Source organism: Streptomyces sp. NPDC006512 (genome assembly GCF_040611935.1).
Lineage (GTDB): Bacteria > Actinomycetota > Actinomycetes > Streptomycetales > Streptomycetaceae > Streptomyces.
Window position 1 is genome coordinate 13,113 of the sequence record NZ_JBEXPG010000061.1, and the last position, 18,377, is coordinate 31,489.

Here is an 18,377-nt window from a genome sequence, read left to right on the forward strand (position 1 = left end):
GCGGGAGGGGACGGACGGGGCCAGTACGGCGGTCTCTTCCGTCACCGGGACCTCACCGGTCCAGCGCGTTGTCGATGGCCTTCACCGCGGCGTCCCAGCCCTCCTGCGGGCTGCGGCCCTTCTGGTCGACCTGGAGCATCCCGATGTCCGCCAGGTTCTGCGCGATCACCAGGTCCTTCGGGCCGATGACCGTGACCGGCACCCCCTCGGCCGCCCGCGCGAAGATCTCCCCGATGGGAGCGCCGCCGAAGTAGGCGTGCTGCGCGCCCGCCACCGCGGGCAGCGCGTACGCGGCGCTCGCGCTCGGGAAGCTCCCGCGCTTCTCGAACAACTTCGCCTGCTGCGCGGGGGCCGTCAGCCACGCGGCCAGCTTCGCGGCCTCCTCGGTGTGCTTGCCCGCCTTCGGCACCACCAGGAACGACCCGCCCCAGTTGCTGGGCTTCGGCGCCTGGGCCACGTCCCACTTGTCCTTGCCCGCCGGGCCCGCCTTGTCCTGGATGTACCCGAGCATCCAGGCCGGGCAGGAGACCGTCGCGAAGGAGCCGTTGGCGAAGCCCTGGTCCCAGGTGGGCGTGAACTGCTGGAGCTTCGCGCTCAGCCCCCCGGAGGCGAAGGAGGCCGCGAGGTCGAAGGCCCCGCGCACCGCCGGGTTGGTCTTGTAGACGACCTCGCCGCGCTCGTCGTAGTACCGCTGGGCACTGCTCCCGGTGACGGCCGCCATCACGCCCGACGCCGAGTCCACGAAGGCCTTGCCGTCGCCTGCCTTCGCCCGGTAGGCGTGGCCCGCCTCCAGGTACTTGTTCCAGTCACCGGCCCACAGCGCGCCGACCGCCGCCCGGTCGGTGGGCAGCCCGGCCGCCGCGAAGAGGTCCTTGCGGTAGCAGATGCCCTGCGGGCCTATGTCGGTGCCGAGGCCGACCGTCGCCCCGCCCTTCGCCGCGGGCGCCGTGCCCTGCGCCCACTTCCACGGCAGGTACGCGGCCTTGTCCACCCCGGCCGCCTTGCCGAGGTCGACCAGCTTGTCCGCCTGGGTCGCGGTGATCTCCGCGATGTTGTTGACCTCGACGGCCTGGACGTCCGCGAGTCCGCTGCCGGTGCCCAGGTGGGTCAGGAGCTGCGGGTAGTAGTTCTCGTTCCGCTCGATGGACGTCTGCTCGATCCGGATCCCCGGGTTCTGCGCCATGTACTCGTCGTACAGCCCCGCCTCCTGCAGCCCGAAGGCGCCGAAGACGCCCACCGTCAGGGTCGTCCGCCCCGAGCCGCCGCCCGGGGCGGATCCGCCTTCGGCGTCCGGTTCCGGGTCCTGGGCGCAGCCCGCGAGCAGGAGGGCGGTCGCGCCGATCACGCCGGCCGTGGTGAGGAGTCTTCTTCGGGCTCGCATCTGGGTCCTCCCTGAAGGACGGAACGTGCCGAGTGTCGTGTGCCACAGTGTGGGAGCGCTCCCACAGTCGTCAAGGGGTAGATTCACAGCCGGGAGGAAGCCATGAACGGGCACGGGCGCAGTGGAGGACGGCCGACCTTGGAAGAGGTCGCGGTCCGGGCCGGGGTCGGGCGGGGCACCGTCTCCCGGGTGATCAACGGATCGACCAAGGTCAGCGACCGTACGCGGGAGGCCGTCGAGGCCGCCGTCGCCGAGCTGGGGTACGTACCGAACCGGGCCGCCCGGGCGCTGGCCGCCAACCGCACCGATGCCATCGCGCTCGTCATCCCCGAGCCGGAGGCCCGCTTCTTCTCGGAGCCCTACTTCTCCGACGTGGTGCGCGGCGTCGGAGCCACCCTCGCCGAGACCGACGTACAGCTGGTGCTCACCCTCGCGGGCAGTGACCGCGAGCGCCGCCGGCTGGCGCAGTACCTGTCCGGACACCGGGTCGACGGCGTCCTGCTGGCCTCCGTGCACGCCGGGGACCCGCTGCCGGAGCTGCTGGCCGAACTGGGCATCCCGGCGGTGATCAGCGGCCGCCGGTCGGCCGCCGAGACCCTCCCCAGCGTGGACTCCGACAACCTGGCGGGTGCGGCCGGGGCCGTGCGCCACCTCCTCGGGCGGGGCCGCCGCGCCATCGCCACCATCACCGGGCCCCTCGACGTGTACGGGGCCCAGTGCCGCCTCGACGGCTACCGGCAGGCCCTGGCCGCCGCCGGTCACCCCGTCGACGAGCTGCTGGTGTCGGTCGGGGACTTCACCGAGGACGGCGGCCGCCGGGCCATGCGCGAACTGCTGGCGTGCCGCCCCGCCCTGGACGCCGTCTTCGCCGCCTCGGACGTGATGGCGGCGGGCGCCCTGCGGGAGCTGCGCGCGGCCGGCCGCAGGGTTCCGCTGGACGTGGCCCTCGTCGGCTTCGACGACTCGGTGGTGGCCCGCCACATGGATCCGCCGCTGACCAGCGTCCGCCAGCCGATCGAGGAGATGGGCCGGACCATGGCGCGGGTGCTGCTGGAGCGCATAGCGGGTCTGCGGGACGGCGCGGGTGAGGGGCCGGGGGAGCGGGCGGTGGTCCTGCCGACGGAGCTCGTCGTCCGGGAGTCCTCGTAGCGCGCCGGCAGGTCGGCCGGACATGCAGAAGGCCCCGGTCCGCTTCCGCGTACCGGGGCCTTCCCGCAGGGTGAGTGACGGGACTTGAACCCGCGGCCACCTGGACCACAACCAGGTGCTCTACCAACTGAGCTACACCCACCATGTCCGGTCGCAGAACGACCGGCCGAAGAAAAGGGTACAGGGTCCGGGAGGGTGCTCGCTCCCCCCTTTCCCCGCGCCCACCCTCCGGGAGGTGTTACTCGCCGGGCACGACGTGCTTGGCGGCGATGGAGCGGGCCGTGTCCGAGTCGGGCCCGGGCTGCGGGACGAAGACCGCCTCGCGGTAGTAGCGCAGCTCGGCGATGGACTCCTTGATGTCCGCGAGCGCCCGGTGGTTGCCGTTCTTCGGCGGGCTGTTGAAGTAGGCCCGCGGGTACCAGCGGCGCGCCAGCTCCTTGACCGAGGACACGTCCACGATCCGGTAGTGCAGGTAGCTCTCCAGCGCGCCCATGTCACGCAGCAGGAACCCGCGGTCGGTGCCGACCGAGTTCCCGCACAGGGGCGCCTTGCGGGGCTCCTTCACGTGCTTCCGTACGTACGCCAGGACCTGCGCCTCGGCGTCGGCGAGGGTGGTGCCGGCGGCCAGCTCGTCGAGCAGCCCGGAAGCGGTGTGCATCTCGCGCACCACGTCCGGCATGGTCTCCAGGGCCGCGTCCGGCGGGCGGATCACGATGTCCACGCCTTCGCCGAGCACGTTGAGCTCCGAGTCGGTGACCAGTGCGGCCACCTCGATAAGTGCGTCGTCCGTCAACGAGAGCCCGGTCATCTCGCAGTCGATCCACACCATGCGATCGTTCATGCGCCCCACCTTATGCCGAAGGTCCCCCGCACCGGTGCTCGACCGGTGCGGGGGACCTTGTTCGGGCGGGGCCCGGAGGGCGTTACGCGTGCTCGCGCAGCACCCTGCCCGGGGCGTACAGCTCCGTCACGCTCGGACCGGAGGCGGCCAGGGCCGCCGCTGCCCGCTGGGGCTGCGGAGTGCGCTGGTGCGGCACCGGGACGTCCGAGATCTGGGTCACCGGGCTGACGTCGGTCTGCGGGCGGCGTGCCCGGTAGGCCGAGCGGTAGGCGGCCGGGGAGGACCCCAGCTGCCGCCGGAAGTGACCGCGCAGCGCGACGGGCGAACGGAACCCGCAGCGTCCGGCGACCTCGTCGACCGAGTAGTCGGAGGTCTCCAGCAGCCGCTGTGCCTGGAGCACCCGCTGGGTGATCAGCCACTGGAGCGGCGCGCTGCCGGTGAGCGAGCGGAACCGCCGGTCGAAGGTGCGCCTGCTCATGTAGGCGCGGGCGGCCAGCGTCTCCACGTCGAACTGCTCGTGGAGGTGTTCCAGTGCCCAGGCGACGACCTCGGCGAGCGGGTCGGCGCCGATCTCCTCGGGCAGCGACCGGTCGAGGTAGCGTTCCTGGCCACCCGTGCGCCGCGGCGGGACGACGAGCCTGCGGGCCAGGGCCCCGGCCGCCTCGCTGCCGTGGTCGGTGCGCACGATGTGCAGGCACAGGTCGATTCCGGCCGCGGTGCCCGCGGACGTCAGCACGTCGCCGTCGTCGACGAACAGCTCGCGCGGGTCGACGTGGACGGACGGGTACCGCTTGGCGAGCGTCGGCGCGTACATCCAGTGCGTCGTCGCGGGCCGGCCGTCCAGCAGTCCGGCGGCGGCGAGCACGAAGGCTCCCGTGCACAGACCGACGATCCGGGCCCCCTCCTCGTGCGCCAGACGCAGTGCGTCGAGCGCCTCGGGCGGTGGCGGTGAAGTGATGGACCGCCAGGCCGGAACGACGACCGTGCCTGCCCGGGCGATCGCCTCCAGCCCGTACGGCGCGGTCAGTTCGAGTCCGCCGGTGGTCCGCAGCGGACCGTCCTCCCCGGCGCACACGAGCAGTCGGTAGCGTGGAACGCCCGCGTCCTGCCGGTCGATGCCGAACACGGACAGCGGAATGGAACTCTCGAAGATCGGTCCGCCGCTGAACAGCAGCACCGCGACGATCTCCCTGCGGCGACGCCCCGCGAGTTTCCGGCCCGCGTCCGCGACGACGGCGGTGGAATCCTGGCTCATGGCGCTAAGCCCCCCTTGGGTGTCGCGACTCCTTGGTCTGGTCGCACCTGCACGTTTCCCCTCGGCCTTGCACGTGGATCCCCCGCCGTAAATACATGATCGAATCTACTGCGTCCCGTGGTGTCGGCGTGACAAGTTCAGCACGCAGCGCTATGTCGACTTGGCAACTTGGCGAAAAGCATTCGATCAGGAAGCGTTCCACTCCGCTACCCGGGTGGGAAGCGTCCTGTCCGGCCATGGCCAGTACCCGTAGGGTCACGACGTCCCTCGGGCTCTGTAGTCGCTGGTGGTAGGGGGGTTGGGGGGACATTCCGGCAAGGAGGGCACCCGGTCGGGAAGTTGGCTGAAAACCATCGGGTGTGTACGTGCGAACCGGTCAGTCCTGAGGGGGGACGCCTCCGGAACCGTGACAACCGCGGTGCGAGCCGGCCCCGGTGCGCGAGTGGCGGCCGCGGTGGCCGGACGGAAGCGGCTCCTCCGCGAGCACCCGGGCGGCGGCCCGTTCGGTCTTCTCGGAGTGGCGCAGCAGCACCCGGCAGGCGGCGGTGACGGCGGCCAGCCCCAGGGTCGCCACGGCGGCCCCGCCGTACGAGGTCCCGTAGACGACCAGGACCACGGGGACGAGCAGGCAGCTGAAGGCGGCCCATCGGACCACGTCACCCGCCGGGTCGTCATGTGACGTCCTGCCGGGTGGCACGGACGGGTGAAGTGAGGGAGGGGCGGAGGTGTAGGGAGAAGGGGCGGACAGGACGGACTGCGTCGGCGGAGCGGGCTGGACGGGGTGAACCGGATGGCCGGGCACGGCGTACTCCCTGCGGGCTCTTCCTGGACGGTCGGACGCCTGTCCAACGGCCCGCGGCGCCGTGCGGTCACTGCGCGCACGGGTGGCAGAAGGGTCCTTCGTCACTGCCTGTAGGGGACAGCGGCCATTGCCAAGGCGGCGAGGCTCCGGCATGCTCCCTGGGACGCTCTCCAAGGGCGGCATGCCCTGTGCAGGACAGGAGTGTCGCCGTACCCTGGTGGGTAAGGGCTTGGGAAGATGGTTCCCGGACAGAGCCCCGTCACCCTGTGTCGCCAAAGTCGGCGTCGTCAAGAATCCGCTTCGCCCCAAACGTCCCTGTCGCTTCCCTCGAGGATCCTTCGCCGAGACATCCATGGCCGGTCACGAATTCTCCGAACCCGCGGACCGCAAGCGCAAACCCGCCGCCGACTCCGTTTCGGCCGACCTGCGCGCGGTGGAACAGACACGCCACCCCTGCGACCCTGCCTTCCGGCACGGGGTGGTGGTGGGCTTCGACGGCTCCACGTCCAGTGAGCGAGCCCTCGCGTACGCCATCGGGATGGCCCGGCGCTCCGGTTCCGGTCTGATCATCGTGCACGTGGCCAACCGGCTGCCGACCACGGTGTGGGCCGGCTGCGAGCCGCCCGTCTTCGTGGACGTCCCGGACCACCGCACCGAGGTGCTGGGGCTGGAGCTGGCCTGCGCGGACTACCTGGCCGAGGTCCCGTGGATCCTGGTGGAGCGGGGCGGGGACATCTGCCACGAGCTGGAGGAGGTCGGCCGGGAGTACTCGGCGGACGCCATCGTGGTCGGCTCGACGCACGGGATCGTGGGCCGGATCTTCGGCTCGGTGGCGGGACGGCTGGCGAAGCGGGCGCAGCGACCCGTTGTTGTCATTCCGTAACCCACTGTACGTCGGTTGTGCGGTTGTGAACCCCCATGTAAAGGGTAGATAAATGCTGCTGGGACGCAGCAAACAACTGCAGATCGAAGGGAGCCCGCCGTGGACAATGGTGTCTCTGCGGGAAGCACGGCCTCGACCTCGACCCTGGGGCACATCGCCCTGGGTCTCACCCTTCTCGCGTTCGGTATCGGCCACACCGGGATCATCGACGGCGTGACCGCGGCCAACTCCGTGTCACTCGCCACCTACGTCGGCGGTCTCGCCCTGTTCGTCCTCGGGATCCTCGAATTCCGCGGCGGCAACGGCTTCAACGGCACGGCGTTCGCGGGCCTCGGCGCCTTCTGGTTCACCTGGGCGGCCGGAGCCGACGGAAAGGTTTCGGCGGACGCCGCCGGATCGTTCCTCGTCCTCTTCGCCCTCCTCGGGCTGACCCTCACGGTGGGGGCCGCCGGCGGGCTCTTCGGCCAGGGCGTCTACGCCCTGTTCACCCTCTCCCTGGTGCTCCTCGCGATAGGCGCCTTCGCCGACAGCGGCGCTCTGGCCAAGGCGGCGGGCTGGGTGGCGGCGGTCGCCGGACTGCTCGCCTGGTACGGGGCGACCGCGGCGCTGGCCCACTGGCCGACGGCGCTCGGCAGGTCCTCCCGCCGCGGCGCGGTCGCGGCCGGCTGAGAAGAACGCACGCGGAGCGGCCCCCGGAGGAATTTTCCCCCGGGGGCCGCTCCGTCACGTTCCGGGCCGCCGTGCGGCGGCCGGGGCGGGTCCGGCTACTCGACGGTGACGGACTTCGCCAGGTTGCGGGGCTTGTCGATGTCCCGGCCCAGGGCCAGAGCCGTGTGGTACGCCAGCAGCTGGAGCGGGATGCCCATCAGGATCGGGTCCAGCTCGTCCTCGTTCTTGGGCACGAGGATGGTGTGGTCGGCCTTCTCCTGCGCGCGGTGGGCGACGGCGAGGATGCGGCCGCTGCGGGCCTTGATCTCCTCCAGCGCCGCGCGGTTCTTCTCCAGCAGGTCGTCGTCCGGGACGATCGCGACCGTCGGCATGGCCGGCTCGATGAGGGCGAGCGGACCGTGCTTGAGCTCGGAGGCCGGGTAGGCCTCCGCGTGGATGTAGGAGATCTCCTTCAGCTTGAGGGAGGCCTCCAGCGCCACCGGGTAACCGCGGACGCGGCCGATGAACATCATCGACTTGGCCTCGGCGTACTCGGCCGCCAGCTTCTTGATGTCCTCCTCGCCCTCCAGGATCTCCTGGATCTGCGCGGGCAGCTTGCGCAGGCCCTCGATGATCCGCTTGCCGTCGGTGACGGACAGGTCCCGGATCCGGCCGAGGTGGACGGCGAGCAGCGCGAAGGCGACGACCGTGTTGGTGAAGCACTTGGTGGACACGACGCAGACCTCGGGGCCGGCGTGCACGTACACGCCGCCGTCGGCCTCGCGGGCGATGGCCGAACCGACCACGTTGACCACGCCGAGGACGCGGGCGCCCTTGCGCTTGAGCTCCTGGACGGCCGCGAGCACGTCGTACGTCTCACCGGACTGGGAGACGGCGATGTACAGGGTGTCGGGGTCCACGACCGGGTTGCGGTAGCGGAACTCGGAGGCCGGCTCGGCGTCGGCGGGGATCCGGGCCATGCTCTCGATGAGGCCGGCGCCGATGAGGCCCGCGTGGTACGAGGTGCCGCAGCCGAGGATCTTGACCCGGCGGATGCCGCGCGCCTCGCGCGGGTCCAGGTTCAGGCCGCCGAGGTGCACCGTGTTGAAGCGGTCGTCGATCCGGCCGCGCAGCACGCGGTCGACCGCGTCGGGCTGCTCGGAGATCTCCTTGTGCATGTAGGTGTCGTGGCCGCCCATGTCGTAGGAGGCGGCCTCCCACTCCACGGTCTCGGGCGTGGCGGTGGTCGTCGTACCGCTCGTGGTGTAGGTGCGGAAGTCGTCGGCCTTGAGGGTGGCCATCTCGCCGTCGCCGAGGGTGACGACCTGGCGGGTGTGGGCGACCAGGGCGGCGACGTCCGAGGCGACGAACATCTCCTTCTCGCCGATGCCGAGGACGACCGGGGAGCCGTTGCGGGCGACGACGATGCGGTCGGCGAAGTCGGCGTGCATGACGGCGATGCCGTAGGTGCCGTCGACGACCTTGAGGGCCTCGCGGACCTTCTCCTCCAGCGTCTCGGCCTGGGAGCGGGCGATCAGGTGGACGAGCACCTCGGTGTCGGTCTCCGAGATGAAGACGACGCCCTCGGCCTCCAGCTTGGCACGCAGCTCGGAGGCGTTGTCGACGATGCCGTTGTGGACGACCGCCACCTTGTTCTCGGCGTCGAGGTGCGGGTGCGAGTTGATGTCGCTCGGCGCGCCGTGGGTGGCCCAGCGGGTGTGCGCGATGCCCGTGGTGCCGGCGAAGCGCTTGGGGACGCGGGACTCCAGGTCACGGACCCGCCCCTTGGCCTTGACGACCTTCAGGGCCGCCGACTTCGGGCTGTTGACGACGATGCCCGCCGAGTCGTAGCCGCGGTATTCCAGCCGCTGGAGTCCTTCCAGCAGCAGCGGTGCCACGTCGCGCTTGCCGATGTAACCCACGATTCCGCACATACGGTGTTGCCCCTCCTGAAGTTCGGTGTCCGTGCCCGGCGGACGCCCCGTGGGCGCCCGGCCGTTTCAGCCGTAGACGATGCGGCGCAGCTGCCGGAGGGAGAGCTCCGGGGGCGCCACGGCGCGGTGCGGCAGTTCGGCCGCGATCCGCTCGAAGATCTCGGCGTTGACCGCGCCGCCGGACTGCAGCTCGCGGTGGCGGCGCCGGACGAATTCCTCGGTCGTCTCGTCGAAGTAGGCGAGCACGTCGAGTACCACCCGGGCCGCTTCGCCGCGCTGGAGCGCGGTGCTGCGCACCAGGTGGTCGACGAGGTCGTCATGCGACGGGCGGCGGTCGAGCACTCGTAGATACTGACCGGCAAAAGGGTGGAACGCAAAGATCCTGCCCGGAATCGGGCAGGATCTCGCTGGTCTGGACCAGAGGAATGGGAGCTTCCGGCCGGGGTCGGTCAGAAGCGACCCAAAATCGCCGCTTTCGCCGTCGTGAACTCCTCGGCGGTCAGGATCCCCGTCCGGTGCAGTTCGCCCAGCTCGCGCAGCCGGCGCAGCAGGGCGTCGTGGTCGTCGCCCGCAGCGGCCGGGGGCGCGGCGGCGGCCGGCAGTTCGGGGGCGGCGGCCGGGGCGGGTGCGCAGGCCGCCGCCGGGTGCGGCATCCGTACCGCCACGGCCGCCGCGGCCAGTGCCATCAGCGGGTCCTTCCTGAGCCCGAAGATCTCCACCGCGTACGGGTCGTACTTGGCCGGCCCGGCCGTGGGCAGGCCCGCCAGGGAGAACCGCAGCCAGCCGTTCTCCAGCCCCCGCGCCGGGAACCACTCGACGGCCTTCAGGTCCGCCGTGCGGAAGGTGCGCGGCCCGCCGGAGGCCTTGGCCTCCTCCGCGGTCCAGCTCCACTTCAGGGTGACCGTGTCCCCGTCGAAGGACACCGTCCCGTCGCCCGCGCTCACCGATATCGGCACGGCCGGCCCGGGCAGCAGGTAGGCGTCCGACGGCCCCGGGTCCACCTGGTCCAGCAGCAGGGCGTTCCGCACCTCGTCGACGAAGTACTCCGCGACCCCCGTGCGGTCCGGCTCCACCGTCAGCCGGTAGGGGTCCGAGCCCTCCGGCAGCCGCCCGCCGGTGACCTGGAGGAGCGGGTCCGCGCCGTCACGCAGCCGCAGCCGCAGCCGGCCCGCCTTGCGTCCCGGTTCGTGACTGATCCCCGCGATCGCGTGCAGGGGAACGGTCACCTCGCCGAGGTGCTGGCGCAGCAGTGACACCCCCTTGTCGCGACCCGGCACGATGCGCACCGCGTCCCCGTCGAAGGTCCAAGTGCCGTCCTTCTGGATGATTTCCGCCATCCGGCGATTCTCCCATCGCCGCCGGCGCTCCGTTTGGCCTATATCTGTGCGCATGAGAGCTCTGCGACGCACGCTCGGCACCCTCCTCGTCCTCGGTGCGGCCGTCTCCTGCACCGCGGCCCACGGCGACGACGCCAAACCCGGGGCCCCGCGCCCCGCCGCCCTCGCCCCCTACGAACGGCTCCTGCCGGCGCCCGCCTCCGCGCGCGCGGAAGGTCCCGGGTACGCCTTCGGCGCCGGCACGGTCATCCGTACGGGCCGGCACTCGCCCGAGGAGGTGCGCCAGGTCGGCGAGCTCCTCGCGGAACAGCTGCGGGGGCCGAGCGGGCTGCCCCTGCCGGTGGTCGACGGGCAGGAGGGGGACGGGATCCGGCTGCTGCTCGACCGGGGCGCCGGGGACCTCGGCGCCGAGGGCTACCGGCTGCGGACCACCGCTTCCGGGATCACGCTGACCGCCCGGACCCCGGCGGGGCTCTTCCGCGGGGGCCAGACGCTGCGGCAGCTGCTGCCGGTGCGGGGGGCGGGGAGCGTGCCGGGCGGGACGGTCACGGACGCGCCGAGGTTCGCGTACCGGGGGGCGATGGTCGACGTCGCCCGTCACTTCTTCCCGGTGGAGCAGGTGAAGAGGTACGTCGACCAGCTCGCCCAGTACAAGATCAACACCCTGCACGTGCACCTGACGGACGACCAGGGCTGGCGGCTCGCGATCGACTCGTGGCCGCGGCTCGCCGAGTACGGCGGCGGCAGCGAGGTCGGGGGCGGCCCCGGGGGCCACTGGACGAAGGAGGAGTACCGGGACCTGGTCGAGTACGCGGCCCGGCGGTACGTGGACGTGGTCCCGGAGATCGACATGCCGGGCCACGTGAACGCGGCGCAGGCCTCCTACGCGGAGCTCAACTGCGACGGGAAGGCGCGGGAGCGCTACACGGGGACCAAGGTCGGCTTCAGCTCGCTGTGCGTGGGCGCGGAGCGCACCTACGAGTTCGTCGAGGACGTGCTGGGCGAGCTGGCGGAACTGACCCCGGGCAAGTACCTGCACATCGGCGGCGACGAGGCGCGCGCGACGCCGCCTGCGGACTACGCGGCCTTCATGGACCGGGCCCAGGCGGTCGTGGCCCGGCACGGGAAGACCGTGGTGGGCTGGCACCAGCTCGCGCAGGGGCGTCCGGCGCCGGGCTCGGTGATCCAGTACTGGGGCCACGACCGCACTCCGGCCGCCGAGAAGGCGGCCGTGGTGGCGGCGGCGAAGGCGGGGCACCTGCTGATCCTGTCCCCGGCGGACCGGGCGTACCTGGACATGAAGTACGACGCGAAGACGAAGCCGGGGCTGGCCTGGGCCGGCTACGTCCCGGTGGAGCGGGCGTACTCCTGGAATCCGGGGACGTACCTGGCCGGGGTCGCGGAGTCCGCCGTCCTGGGCGTGGAGGCCCCGCTGTGGACGGAGACGATCGCCGGGCGGGGTGACTGGGAGCTGATGGCGTTCCCGCGCGTGCTGGGGGTGGCGGAGCTGGGCTGGTCCCCGGCGGGCGCGCTCGGCTGGAGCTCGTACCGCGAGCGCCTGGCGGCGCAGGGGCCCCGGCTGGACGCCCAGGACGTCAACTACCACCGGGCGCCGGACGTCCCCTGGTCCTGACGGGTGCGACGCTCTGCCCGGGTACGCCGCCCTCCCGGGTAAGACAGCGGGCGGGCGATCGAGGGACCGTATCGATCGCCCGCCCGGGCCGGCCGCACCGGCGGGGGCAGGTCCCTCACCGGCGTGATGCTTAGGTTAGCCTAACCTAAATTATGCGACAAGGGGGTGGGTGCCCCGGCTTCCCGCTACAGCTCGGAAGCGGGGTCCTCGCTCGGCGCCCGGCCCGCGTACGCCTCGGCCAGGAGCTGTTCCTCGCTCGCGCCCAGGCGCCAGTAACCGGTGAAGCGGACCGCGCGCCGGTCGACGCCGCGCTCGCCCACGAGGTGGCGGCGCACCGCGCGGACCGTGCCCGCCTCGCCCGCGATCCAGGCGTACGGCGCCCCGGCCGCGGGCAGCCGCGCCGAGCGCAGCGCGTCCAGCACGCGCCCGGTCCGCTGAGCGCCCGGGGTGTCCTCGCGGACGATCCAGGTGATGTCCGCCTCGGCGAGGGTGGTGAGGTCGAGGCGGTCGCCCGGATGCGGCACCTCGAACCAGGCCTGGACCCGGGTGCCGGCGGCGAGCCGGTCCAGGATCGCGGCGGCGGCGGGCAGCGCCGTCTCGTCCGCGTACATCAGGATCGCGTCGGCGTCGGCCGGCGGCTGGAAGCGCACGGACTTGTTCTCCGCGACGGCCGGGCCGATGGCCAGGATCCGGCGGCCGGTGACGGCTCGTCCGGCCCACTGCGCGGCCGGTCCCTCGGGTCCGGAGGGACCTGCCGTCCCGGCGGCGCCGTGGAGGACGAAGTCGATGTCGACCTCGACCGCGCCCGCCTCCGTGCGCCGCTGCTCGCGCACCGTGTACGAGCGCATCACCGGACGCTCCTCGTCCGGCATCGCCCGCCAGGCGCCGAACCAGGAGTCCTCGTCGGTGGAGGGCAGTTCCGTGTGCTCCCGGTGGGCCGGCGGCAGGAAGAGGGACAGGCTCTGGTCGAAGCCCCCCGAACGGAAGTCCGCGAGGGACTCCCCGCCGAAGGTGACCCGCAGGAAGGAGTGGCCGAGGCGTCGCGTGCGCAGGACTTCGAGGACGAAGAAACGGAAGTGCGCGGCGGCCGGGGCCCCGGATGCGGACGCGGTCATGCGGAGGGTCCCCCAGGGGTGCGGATGCGGGTGTGCCCCGGGAACCGGCCGAGCGGGCCGGTCCCGGGGCGGTGGCCGGTGACGTGCGGGGTCAGCTGACCTTCTTGGCGTTCTGGATCGCCTTGGCGAGGTCCTCCAGGATCTGGGCGCAGCGCTCGTACGAGTAGATCGGCTCGGTCACGCGCGGGGTGATCTGGCCGGCCTTGACGGCGGGGAGCTCGGCCCAGGTCGGCTTCGCCTTCAGCTGCTCCGGCTGGAGGGTGCCGGTGCGGTTGTCGAGCAGGACGAGGTCGGCCTTGTACTTGCCGGCGTTCTCCCAGCTGAGGCTCTCGAAGAAGCCGCCCTCGACCTTGTCCGGGGTGACGAACTCGACGCCGAGCTGCTCGAAGTACTTGAGGTCGGCGGAGGTCTTCGGGGTGGAGACGTAGAACAGGTTGGCGTCGCCGGAGCCGACGAGCACCTTGATGCCCGGGTTGGCCTTGGTGGCCTCGCGGACCTTGGAGGCGGCGGCGTCGAAGCGGGCCTTGGCGTCGATGGTGGTCTTGGTGTTCATGTCGGCGCCCAGCGACTTGGCGAGGTCCGCGGTGCGCTCCAGGGCCTTGTCCAGCGTGGCGTTGCCGCCCACGGAGATCGCGGCGGCCGGGGCCAGCTTCAGGATCTTGTCCTTGGAGGCCTCGGGGACGTACCAGTACGAGCCGTCCCAGGTGTTGGTGACGAGCAGGTCGGGCTGGAGGGCGGCGTACTTCTCGACGTTGAACTCGTCGTAGACGTTGCCGAGGATCTCGACCTTCGATATGTCCAGCGAGCCGGCCTGGACGTCGGGCTTGCCGTCGGCGGTCTTCGTGGGACCGAAGACGCCCTTCACCTCGACGCCGTAGTCGTTGAGCGCGGCGGCCGTGCCGGTGAAGGCGACGATGTTCTTCGGCACGGCCTTGGCGGTGACGTCCTTGTCGAGGTCGTCCTTGAAGCTCCAGGGGCCCGCGGGGGCGGCACTGGCGGCCTTGTCCTTGCTGCCCGCGCCGTCCTTCGCCGCGTCGGTGTTCCCGCACGCGGAGAGGACCGCGACGAGGCCGAGGGCGCCGCCGGCGGCGATGAGGCCGCGACGGGAGAGGGAGGAGGTCCGGGGCTTGGGCATGTCGAAGTCCGCTTTCGTGCGTGCGTGCGTGCGAGGCGGCCATGGGGCCGACCGCAGGGAAGGTTAGCCTAACCTTGCACGAAAGTGGTAAGAGGGCCCGATCCGGACGGGACCCGGGCGCACCTCCCGCACCCGGGCCCCGGCGCCACCGCCTAGCCGGCGAAGCCCAGTTCGCGGGCGATGAGCATGCGCTGCACCTCGCTGGTGCCCTCGCCGATCTCCAGGATCTTGGAGTCGCGCCACATGCGGGCCACCGGGTACTCGTTCATGAAGCCGTAGCCGCCGTGGATCTGCGTGGCGTCACGGGCGTTGTCCACGGCCACCGTCGAGGAGTACAGCTTCGCGATCGCCGCCTGCTTCTTGAAGGGCTCGCCCGACACCAGCCGGGAGGCCGCGTCCCGCCAGCCGATCCGCGCCATGTGGGCGCGCGTCTCCATGTCCGCCAGCTTGAACTGGATGGCCTGGTTGTCGCCGATGGCCTTGCCGAAGGCGTGCCGCTCCTTCGCGTACTTCACCGACTCGTCCACGCAGCCCTGCGCGAGGCCGGTCGCGAGCGCGGAGATCGCGATGCGGCCCTCGTCGAGGATCCGCAGGAACTGGGCGTAGCCGCGGCCCTCTTCGCCGACGAGGTTGGCCAGCGGGACGCGCACGTCGCTGAAGGACAGCTCGCGCGTGTCGGAGGCGTTCCAGCCGACCTTCGAGTACGGCGCGGCCACCGTGAACCCCGGGGTGCCGGAGGGGACGATGATCGAGGAGATCTCCGGGCGGCCGTCCGCCTTGCGGCCCGTCACGGCGGTGACGGTGACCAGCCCGGTGATGTCCGTACCGGAGTTGGTGATGAAGCACTTCGACCCGTTGACGACCCACTCGTCGCCGTCGCGGACGGCGGTGGTGCGGGTGCCGCCCGCGTCGCTGCCCGCGCCCGGCTCGGTCAGGCCGAAGGCGCCCAGGACCTCGCCCGAGCACATCTTCGGCAGCCACTGCCGCTTCTGCTCCTCCGTACCGAACAGGTACAGGGGCATGGCGCCGAGCGAGACGCCCGCCTCCAGGGTGATCGCGACCGAGGAGTCGACGCGGGCCAGCTCCTCCAGGGCGATGCCGAGGGCGAGGTAGTCGCCGCCCATGCCGCCGTACTCCTCGGGGAAGGGCAGGCCGAACAGGCCCATGCGGCCCATCTCGGCGACGATCTCGTACGGGAACTCGTGCCGCTCGTACAGGTCGCCGATCTTCGGCGCGATCACGTCGTGCGCGAACGCCTCGACGGTACGGCGGAGTTCCTCGTGCTCGGGGGTGAGCCGGTGGTCGAGGGACATGGTTCTCTTACTCCTTGTGGGAGAGGGCGCGGACGGTACGGGAGGGGCTGGGGCGTCCCAGCTGTTCGGCCATCCACACGCTCGTGGCGGTGAGGGCGGCCAGGTCGACGCCGGTCTCGATGCCGAGGCCGTCGAGCATCCACACCAGGTCCTCGGTGGCGAGGTTGCCGGTGGCGCTCTTGGCGTACGGGCATCCGCCGAGGCCGCCCGCGGAGGCGTCGACGGTCGTCACGCCGTGCTGGAGCGCGGCGAGGGTGTTGGACAGGGCCTGTCCGTAGGTGTCGTGGAAGTGCACGCCGATCCGGTCGGTCGGCACGCCGTCCCCGTTCAGCCCGTTCAGCAGCGACCGGACGTGGCCCGGGGTGGCGACGCCGATGGTGTCGCCGAGGCTCAGCTCGTCGCAGCCGAGGTCGAGCAGGGCCCTGGCGACGCGGACCACCTGCTCGACCGGGACCGGGCCCTCCCAGGGGTCGCCGAAGCACATCGACAGGTAGCCGCGGACGTGCGCCCCCTCCTGCTTCGCGCGGGCCACGACGGGCTCGAACATGGCCAGGGACTCGGCGACGGTGCGGTTCAGGTTCCGGGAGGCGAAGGTCTCGGTCGCCGACCCGAACACCGCGATGCGGGTGGCCCCGAGGGCGAGCGCCCGGTCGAGGCCGCGCTCGTTCGGGACCAGGACGGGCAGCGCCGCGTCCACGTCGGCGAGGAGCGGGAAGAGCTGCTCGGCGTCCGCGAGCTGGGGCACCCACTTCGGGTGGACGAAGCTGGTCGCCTCGATGGTGGTGAGGCCGGCCGCCGCGAGCCGGTGGACGAACTCCGCCTTCACCTCGGTGGGGACGGCCGTCTTCTCGTTCTGGAGTCCGTCGCGGGCGCCGACCTCGTGGATCCGTACGCGCGCCGGCAGTCCGGCGGCCGGGACGGTCATGGGCAGTGCGTTCACGCGCCCTCCTCCTCGTCCGGGGTGACCACGGCCAGGACCTGGTCCATGGCGACGGTGGAACCGGGCGTGACGTCGAGTTCGGTGACGGTCCCGGCGTGCGGGGCGGAGATGACGTGCTCCATCTTCATCGCCTCCACGACCAGCAGGCTCTGACCGGCCACGACCTGCTCGCCCACGGCCACCTTCACGACCGTGACCGTGCCGGGCATGGGGGCGGCCAGGGTGTCGGCCCCCGCGTGGGCGCTGCCGCCGAGGGAGGCCGCCACCGGGTCGTGGGACTGGACGTGCCAGCTGTCGCCGTCGCGGCCGAGCCAGACGCCGTCCGGGGAGGCGGCGTGGCTGAACGTGTGCGTCACGCCGTCGAGTTCCACGGTGACGCGCTCGGGGGTGCGGGCCACGACCCGGCCGGCGAGCACCGGCGGGGCCGGGTCGTGGGCGGCCCCGACGAGGAGCTCGGTGGCGGACCCGGCCGGGCGGGTGCGGACCTCCACCGGGTCCTGGCCCGGGAGGCGGAAGTGCCGGACCGTCCAGGCCGGAGTCCCGCCCAGGCGCCAGCCGTTCGGGATCCCGAAGGGGTCGACCCACCCGGTGCCCGCCGCCGCGGCCGGAGCCAGCAGCGCCGCCGCCGCGTACACCTCCTCCGGAACGCCTTCCGGGAGCAGGGACGGGAGGTCGCGCTCGACCAGGCCGGTGTCCAGTTCGCCCGACACCACGTCCGGGTGGGCCAGCAGCCGCCGCAGGAAACCGGCGTTCGTCTGGACGCCCAGGATCACGGTGTCCGCGAGGGCGGCCCGCAGCACCCGCAGGGCCGCGGCCCGGTCCGGGCCGTACGCGATGACCTTGGACAGCATCGGGTCGTACGCCGAGCCCACGGGCACGCCCGCCGTCAGCCCGGAGTCCGTACGGACCGCCCCGCCGGACGGCTCCGACAGCGCGAGGACGGTACCGCCGGAGGGCAGGAACCCCCGCGACGGGTCCTCCGCGCAGACGCGGGCCTCGATGGCGTGGCCGGTCAGCCGGACCCCGGACTGGGCGAAGCCGAGCGGCGCGCCCGCCGCCACCCGCAGCTGCTGTTCCACCAGGTCCAGGCCGGTGACGAGCTCCGTCACCGGGTGCTCGACCTGGAGGCGGGTGTTCATCTCCATGAAGTAGTACGAGGACGGGTCGCCGCCCGGCACGATGAACTCCACGGTGCCCGCGCCGACGTACCCGCACGAGCGGGCCGCCTCCACGGCCGCGGCGCCCATGGCCGCCCGCGTCTCCTCGTCGAGGAGGACCGACGGCGCCTCCTCGATCACCTTCTGGTGGCGCCGCTGGAGGGAGCACTCGCGCTCGCCCAGGTGCACCACGCTCCCGTGGGAGTCCGCGAGGACCTGGATCTCGATGTGCCGGGGCCGGTCGATCCACCGCTCCACGAGCAGGGTGTCGTCGCCGAACGAGGACTTCGCCTCGCGCCGGGCCGCCGCGATCTCCTCGGCCAGCACGGCCTCGTCGCGGACCAGCCGCATGCCCTTGCCGCCGCCGCCCGCCGAGGGCTTGAGCAGCACCGGCATGCCGATCTCCGCCGCGGCGGCGGCCAGTTCGGCGTCGGTGAGGCCGCTGCCGGAGGAGCCCGGCACCACCGGGACCCCGGCCGCCTTCACCGTCTCCTTCGCGCGGATCTTGTCGCCCATCAGGGAGATCGCGCTCGCCGGCGGGCCGATGAAGGCCAGCCCGGCGTCGGCGCAGGCCTGGGCGAAGACCGCGTTCTCGGCGAGGAACCCGTAGCCGGGGTGGACGGCCTCGGCGCCCGTGCGGCGGGCCGCGTCGAGGAGCCGCTCCACCGACAGGTAGCTCTCGGCGGCCGCTTCCGGGCCGATCCGGACGGCCGTGTCGGCCTCCCGTACGTGCCGGGCGTCCGCGTCCGCGTCGCTGAAGACGGCCACGGAGCGGATGCCGAGCTCCCGCAGCGTGCGGATGACGCGTACCGCGATCTCGCCCCGGTTCGCGACCAGAACAGTGCTGAACATCA

16 protein-coding genes and 1 tRNA gene are annotated in these 18,377 nt (G+C 72.3%); 4 read left to right on the forward strand and 13 right to left on the reverse strand.

Annotation, left to right across the window (positions count from 1 at the left end; all coding sequences use genetic code 11):
* Nucleotides 1-52: 52 nt before the first annotated feature.
* Entirely contained in the window at nt 53-1,381 is a 1,329-nt protein-coding gene (locus ABZZ17_RS31950) for an extracellular solute-binding protein (protein WP_356881305.1), read from the reverse strand.
* A gap of 102 nt (nt 1,382-1,483) precedes the next feature.
* Here ABZZ17_RS31950 and ABZZ17_RS31955 point away from each other — a divergent pair, with 102 nt between their 5' ends.
* Nucleotides 1,484-2,530, forward strand: a complete 1,047-nt coding sequence (locus ABZZ17_RS31955) for a LacI family DNA-binding transcriptional regulator (RefSeq protein ID WP_356881307.1) — start codon at nt 1,484-1,486, stop codon at nt 2,528-2,530.
* Between the two features lie 69 nt (nt 2,531-2,599).
* On the opposite strand, the gene ABZZ17_RS31960 is transcribed toward ABZZ17_RS31955, so the two are convergent.
* From ABZZ17_RS31960 to ABZZ17_RS31975, 4 genes are all read right to left on the reverse strand, one after another.
* Nucleotides 2,600-2,672, reverse strand: a tRNA-His gene (locus tag ABZZ17_RS31960).
* A gap of 96 nt (nt 2,673-2,768) precedes the next feature.
* Nucleotides 2,769-3,371, reverse strand: coding sequence for an oligoribonuclease (orn, locus tag ABZZ17_RS31965; protein WP_356881309.1), 603 nt, complete (start codon nt 3,369-3,371; stop codon nt 2,769-2,771).
* A gap of 82 nt (nt 3,372-3,453) precedes the next feature.
* Nucleotides 3,454-4,626, reverse strand: a complete 1,173-nt coding sequence (locus ABZZ17_RS31970; protein WP_356881311.1) for a helix-turn-helix domain-containing protein — start codon at nt 4,624-4,626, stop codon at nt 3,454-3,456.
* A 376-nt stretch (nt 4,627-5,002) separates the two neighbouring features.
* Nucleotides 5,003-5,281 (reverse strand): hypothetical protein, encoded by a 279-nt coding sequence (locus ABZZ17_RS31975; protein ID WP_356881313.1) that lies wholly within the window; start codon nt 5,279-5,281, stop codon nt 5,003-5,005.
* Between the two features lie 499 nt (nt 5,282-5,780).
* Here ABZZ17_RS31975 and ABZZ17_RS31980 point away from each other — a divergent pair, with 499 nt between their 5' ends.
* On the forward strand, nt 5,781-6,311 hold the full coding sequence (locus ABZZ17_RS31980; RefSeq protein ID WP_356881316.1) for a universal stress protein: 531 nt from the start codon (nt 5,781-5,783) through the stop codon (nt 6,309-6,311).
* Nucleotides 6,312-6,410: 99 nt separating this feature from the next.
* Nucleotides 6,411-6,980 (forward strand): acetate uptake transporter, encoded by a 570-nt coding sequence (locus tag ABZZ17_RS31985; protein ID WP_356881318.1) that lies wholly within the window; start codon nt 6,411-6,413, stop codon nt 6,978-6,980.
* Between the two features lie 95 nt (nt 6,981-7,075).
* On the opposite strand, the gene glmS is transcribed toward ABZZ17_RS31985, so the two are convergent.
* The 3 genes from glmS to ABZZ17_RS32000 all read right to left on the reverse strand — a co-directional run bounded on the left by glmS (nt 7,076) and on the right by ABZZ17_RS32000 (nt 10,230).
* Entirely contained in the window at nt 7,076-8,893 is a 1,818-nt protein-coding gene (glmS, locus tag ABZZ17_RS31990) for a glutamine--fructose-6-phosphate transaminase (isomerizing) (RefSeq protein ID WP_356881320.1), read from the reverse strand.
* A 66-nt stretch (nt 8,894-8,959) separates the two neighbouring features.
* Entirely contained in the window at nt 8,960-9,235 is a 276-nt protein-coding gene (locus ABZZ17_RS31995) for a hypothetical protein (protein ID WP_030008735.1), read from the reverse strand.
* A 107-nt stretch (nt 9,236-9,342) separates the two neighbouring features.
* Nucleotides 9,343-10,230 carry a DUF4429 domain-containing protein gene (locus ABZZ17_RS32000; protein ID WP_356881322.1) on the reverse strand — a complete coding sequence of 296 codons (888 nt, stop codon included), beginning with the start codon at nt 10,228-10,230 and terminating at the stop codon, nt 9,343-9,345.
* A 52-nt stretch (nt 10,231-10,282) separates the two neighbouring features.
* Here ABZZ17_RS32000 and ABZZ17_RS32005 point away from each other — a divergent pair, with 52 nt between their 5' ends.
* Nucleotides 10,283-11,863, forward strand: coding sequence for a beta-N-acetylhexosaminidase (locus tag ABZZ17_RS32005; protein WP_356881324.1), 1,581 nt, complete (start codon nt 10,283-10,285; stop codon nt 11,861-11,863).
* Nucleotides 11,864-12,048: 185 nt separating this feature from the next.
* Here the strand turns inward: ABZZ17_RS32005 and ABZZ17_RS32010 are convergent, their stop codons facing one another.
* The 5 genes from ABZZ17_RS32010 to ABZZ17_RS32030 form a co-directional block, all read right to left on the reverse strand.
* On the reverse strand, nt 12,049-12,978 hold the full coding sequence (locus ABZZ17_RS32010; protein ID WP_356881326.1) for a siderophore-interacting protein: 930 nt from the start codon (nt 12,976-12,978) through the stop codon (nt 12,049-12,051).
* A 91-nt stretch (nt 12,979-13,069) separates the two neighbouring features.
* Nucleotides 13,070-14,113 (reverse strand): ABC transporter substrate-binding protein, encoded by a 1,044-nt coding sequence (locus ABZZ17_RS32015; RefSeq protein ID WP_356881328.1) that lies wholly within the window; start codon nt 14,111-14,113, stop codon nt 13,070-13,072.
* Nucleotides 14,114-14,265: 152 nt separating this feature from the next.
* Nucleotides 14,266-15,426 carry an acyl-CoA dehydrogenase family protein gene (locus ABZZ17_RS32020; RefSeq protein WP_356881330.1) on the reverse strand — a complete coding sequence of 387 codons (1,161 nt, stop codon included), beginning with the start codon at nt 15,424-15,426 and terminating at the stop codon, nt 14,266-14,268.
* A 7-nt stretch (nt 15,427-15,433) separates the two neighbouring features.
* Nucleotides 15,434-16,351: a hydroxymethylglutaryl-CoA lyase gene (locus ABZZ17_RS32025; protein WP_356881368.1), complete on the reverse strand. Its 918-nt coding sequence runs from the start codon at nt 16,349-16,351 to the stop codon at nt 15,434-15,436.
* Between the two features lie 11 nt (nt 16,352-16,362).
* A complete protein-coding gene (locus tag ABZZ17_RS32030) occupies nt 16,363-18,375 on the reverse strand; it encodes a biotin carboxylase N-terminal domain-containing protein (RefSeq protein WP_356881332.1) in 2,013 nt (670 codons plus the stop codon).
* Nucleotides 18,376-18,377: the final 2 nt, after the last annotated feature.

What these genes read in the sequence shown, in the direction of transcription:
- ABZZ17_RS32005 (WP_356881324.1), top strand. Translation starts at nt 10,283, where the DNA reads ATGAGAGCTCTGCGACGCACGCTCGGCACCCTCCTCGTCCTCGGTGCG.
- ABZZ17_RS32010 (WP_356881326.1), bottom strand. Translation starts at nt 12,978, where the DNA reads ATGACCGCGTCCGCATCCGGGGCCCCGGCCGCCGCGCACTTCCGTTTC.
- ABZZ17_RS31950 (WP_356881305.1), bottom strand. Translation starts at nt 1,381, where the DNA reads ATGCGAGCCCGAAGAAGACTCCTCACCACGGCCGGCGTGATCGGCGCG.
- ABZZ17_RS31955 (WP_356881307.1), top strand. Translation starts at nt 1,484, where the DNA reads ATGAACGGGCACGGGCGCAGTGGAGGACGGCCGACCTTGGAAGAGGTC.
- ABZZ17_RS32000 (WP_356881322.1), bottom strand. Translation starts at nt 10,230, where the DNA reads ATGGCGGAAATCATCCAGAAGGACGGCACTTGGACCTTCGACGGGGAC.
- ABZZ17_RS31980 (WP_356881316.1), top strand. Translation starts at nt 5,781, where the DNA reads ATGGCCGGTCACGAATTCTCCGAACCCGCGGACCGCAAGCGCAAACCC.
- ABZZ17_RS32020 (WP_356881330.1), bottom strand. Translation starts at nt 15,426, where the DNA reads ATGTCCCTCGACCACCGGCTCACCCCCGAGCACGAGGAACTCCGCCGT.
- orn (WP_356881309.1), bottom strand. Translation starts at nt 3,371, where the DNA reads ATGAACGATCGCATGGTGTGGATCGACTGCGAGATGACCGGGCTCTCG.
- ABZZ17_RS32025 (WP_356881368.1), bottom strand. Translation starts at nt 16,351, where the DNA reads ATGACCGTCCCGGCCGCCGGACTGCCGGCGCGCGTACGGATCCACGAG.
- ABZZ17_RS31970 (WP_356881311.1), bottom strand. Translation starts at nt 4,626, where the DNA reads ATGAGCCAGGATTCCACCGCCGTCGTCGCGGACGCGGGCCGGAAACTC.
- ABZZ17_RS32015 (WP_356881328.1), bottom strand. Translation starts at nt 14,113, where the DNA reads ATGCCCAAGCCCCGGACCTCCTCCCTCTCCCGTCGCGGCCTCATCGCC.
- glmS (WP_356881320.1), bottom strand. Translation starts at nt 8,893, where the DNA reads ATGTGCGGAATCGTGGGTTACATCGGCAAGCGCGACGTGGCACCGCTG.
- ABZZ17_RS32030 (WP_356881332.1), bottom strand. Translation starts at nt 18,375, where the DNA reads ATGTTCAGCACTGTTCTGGTCGCGAACCGGGGCGAGATCGCGGTACGC.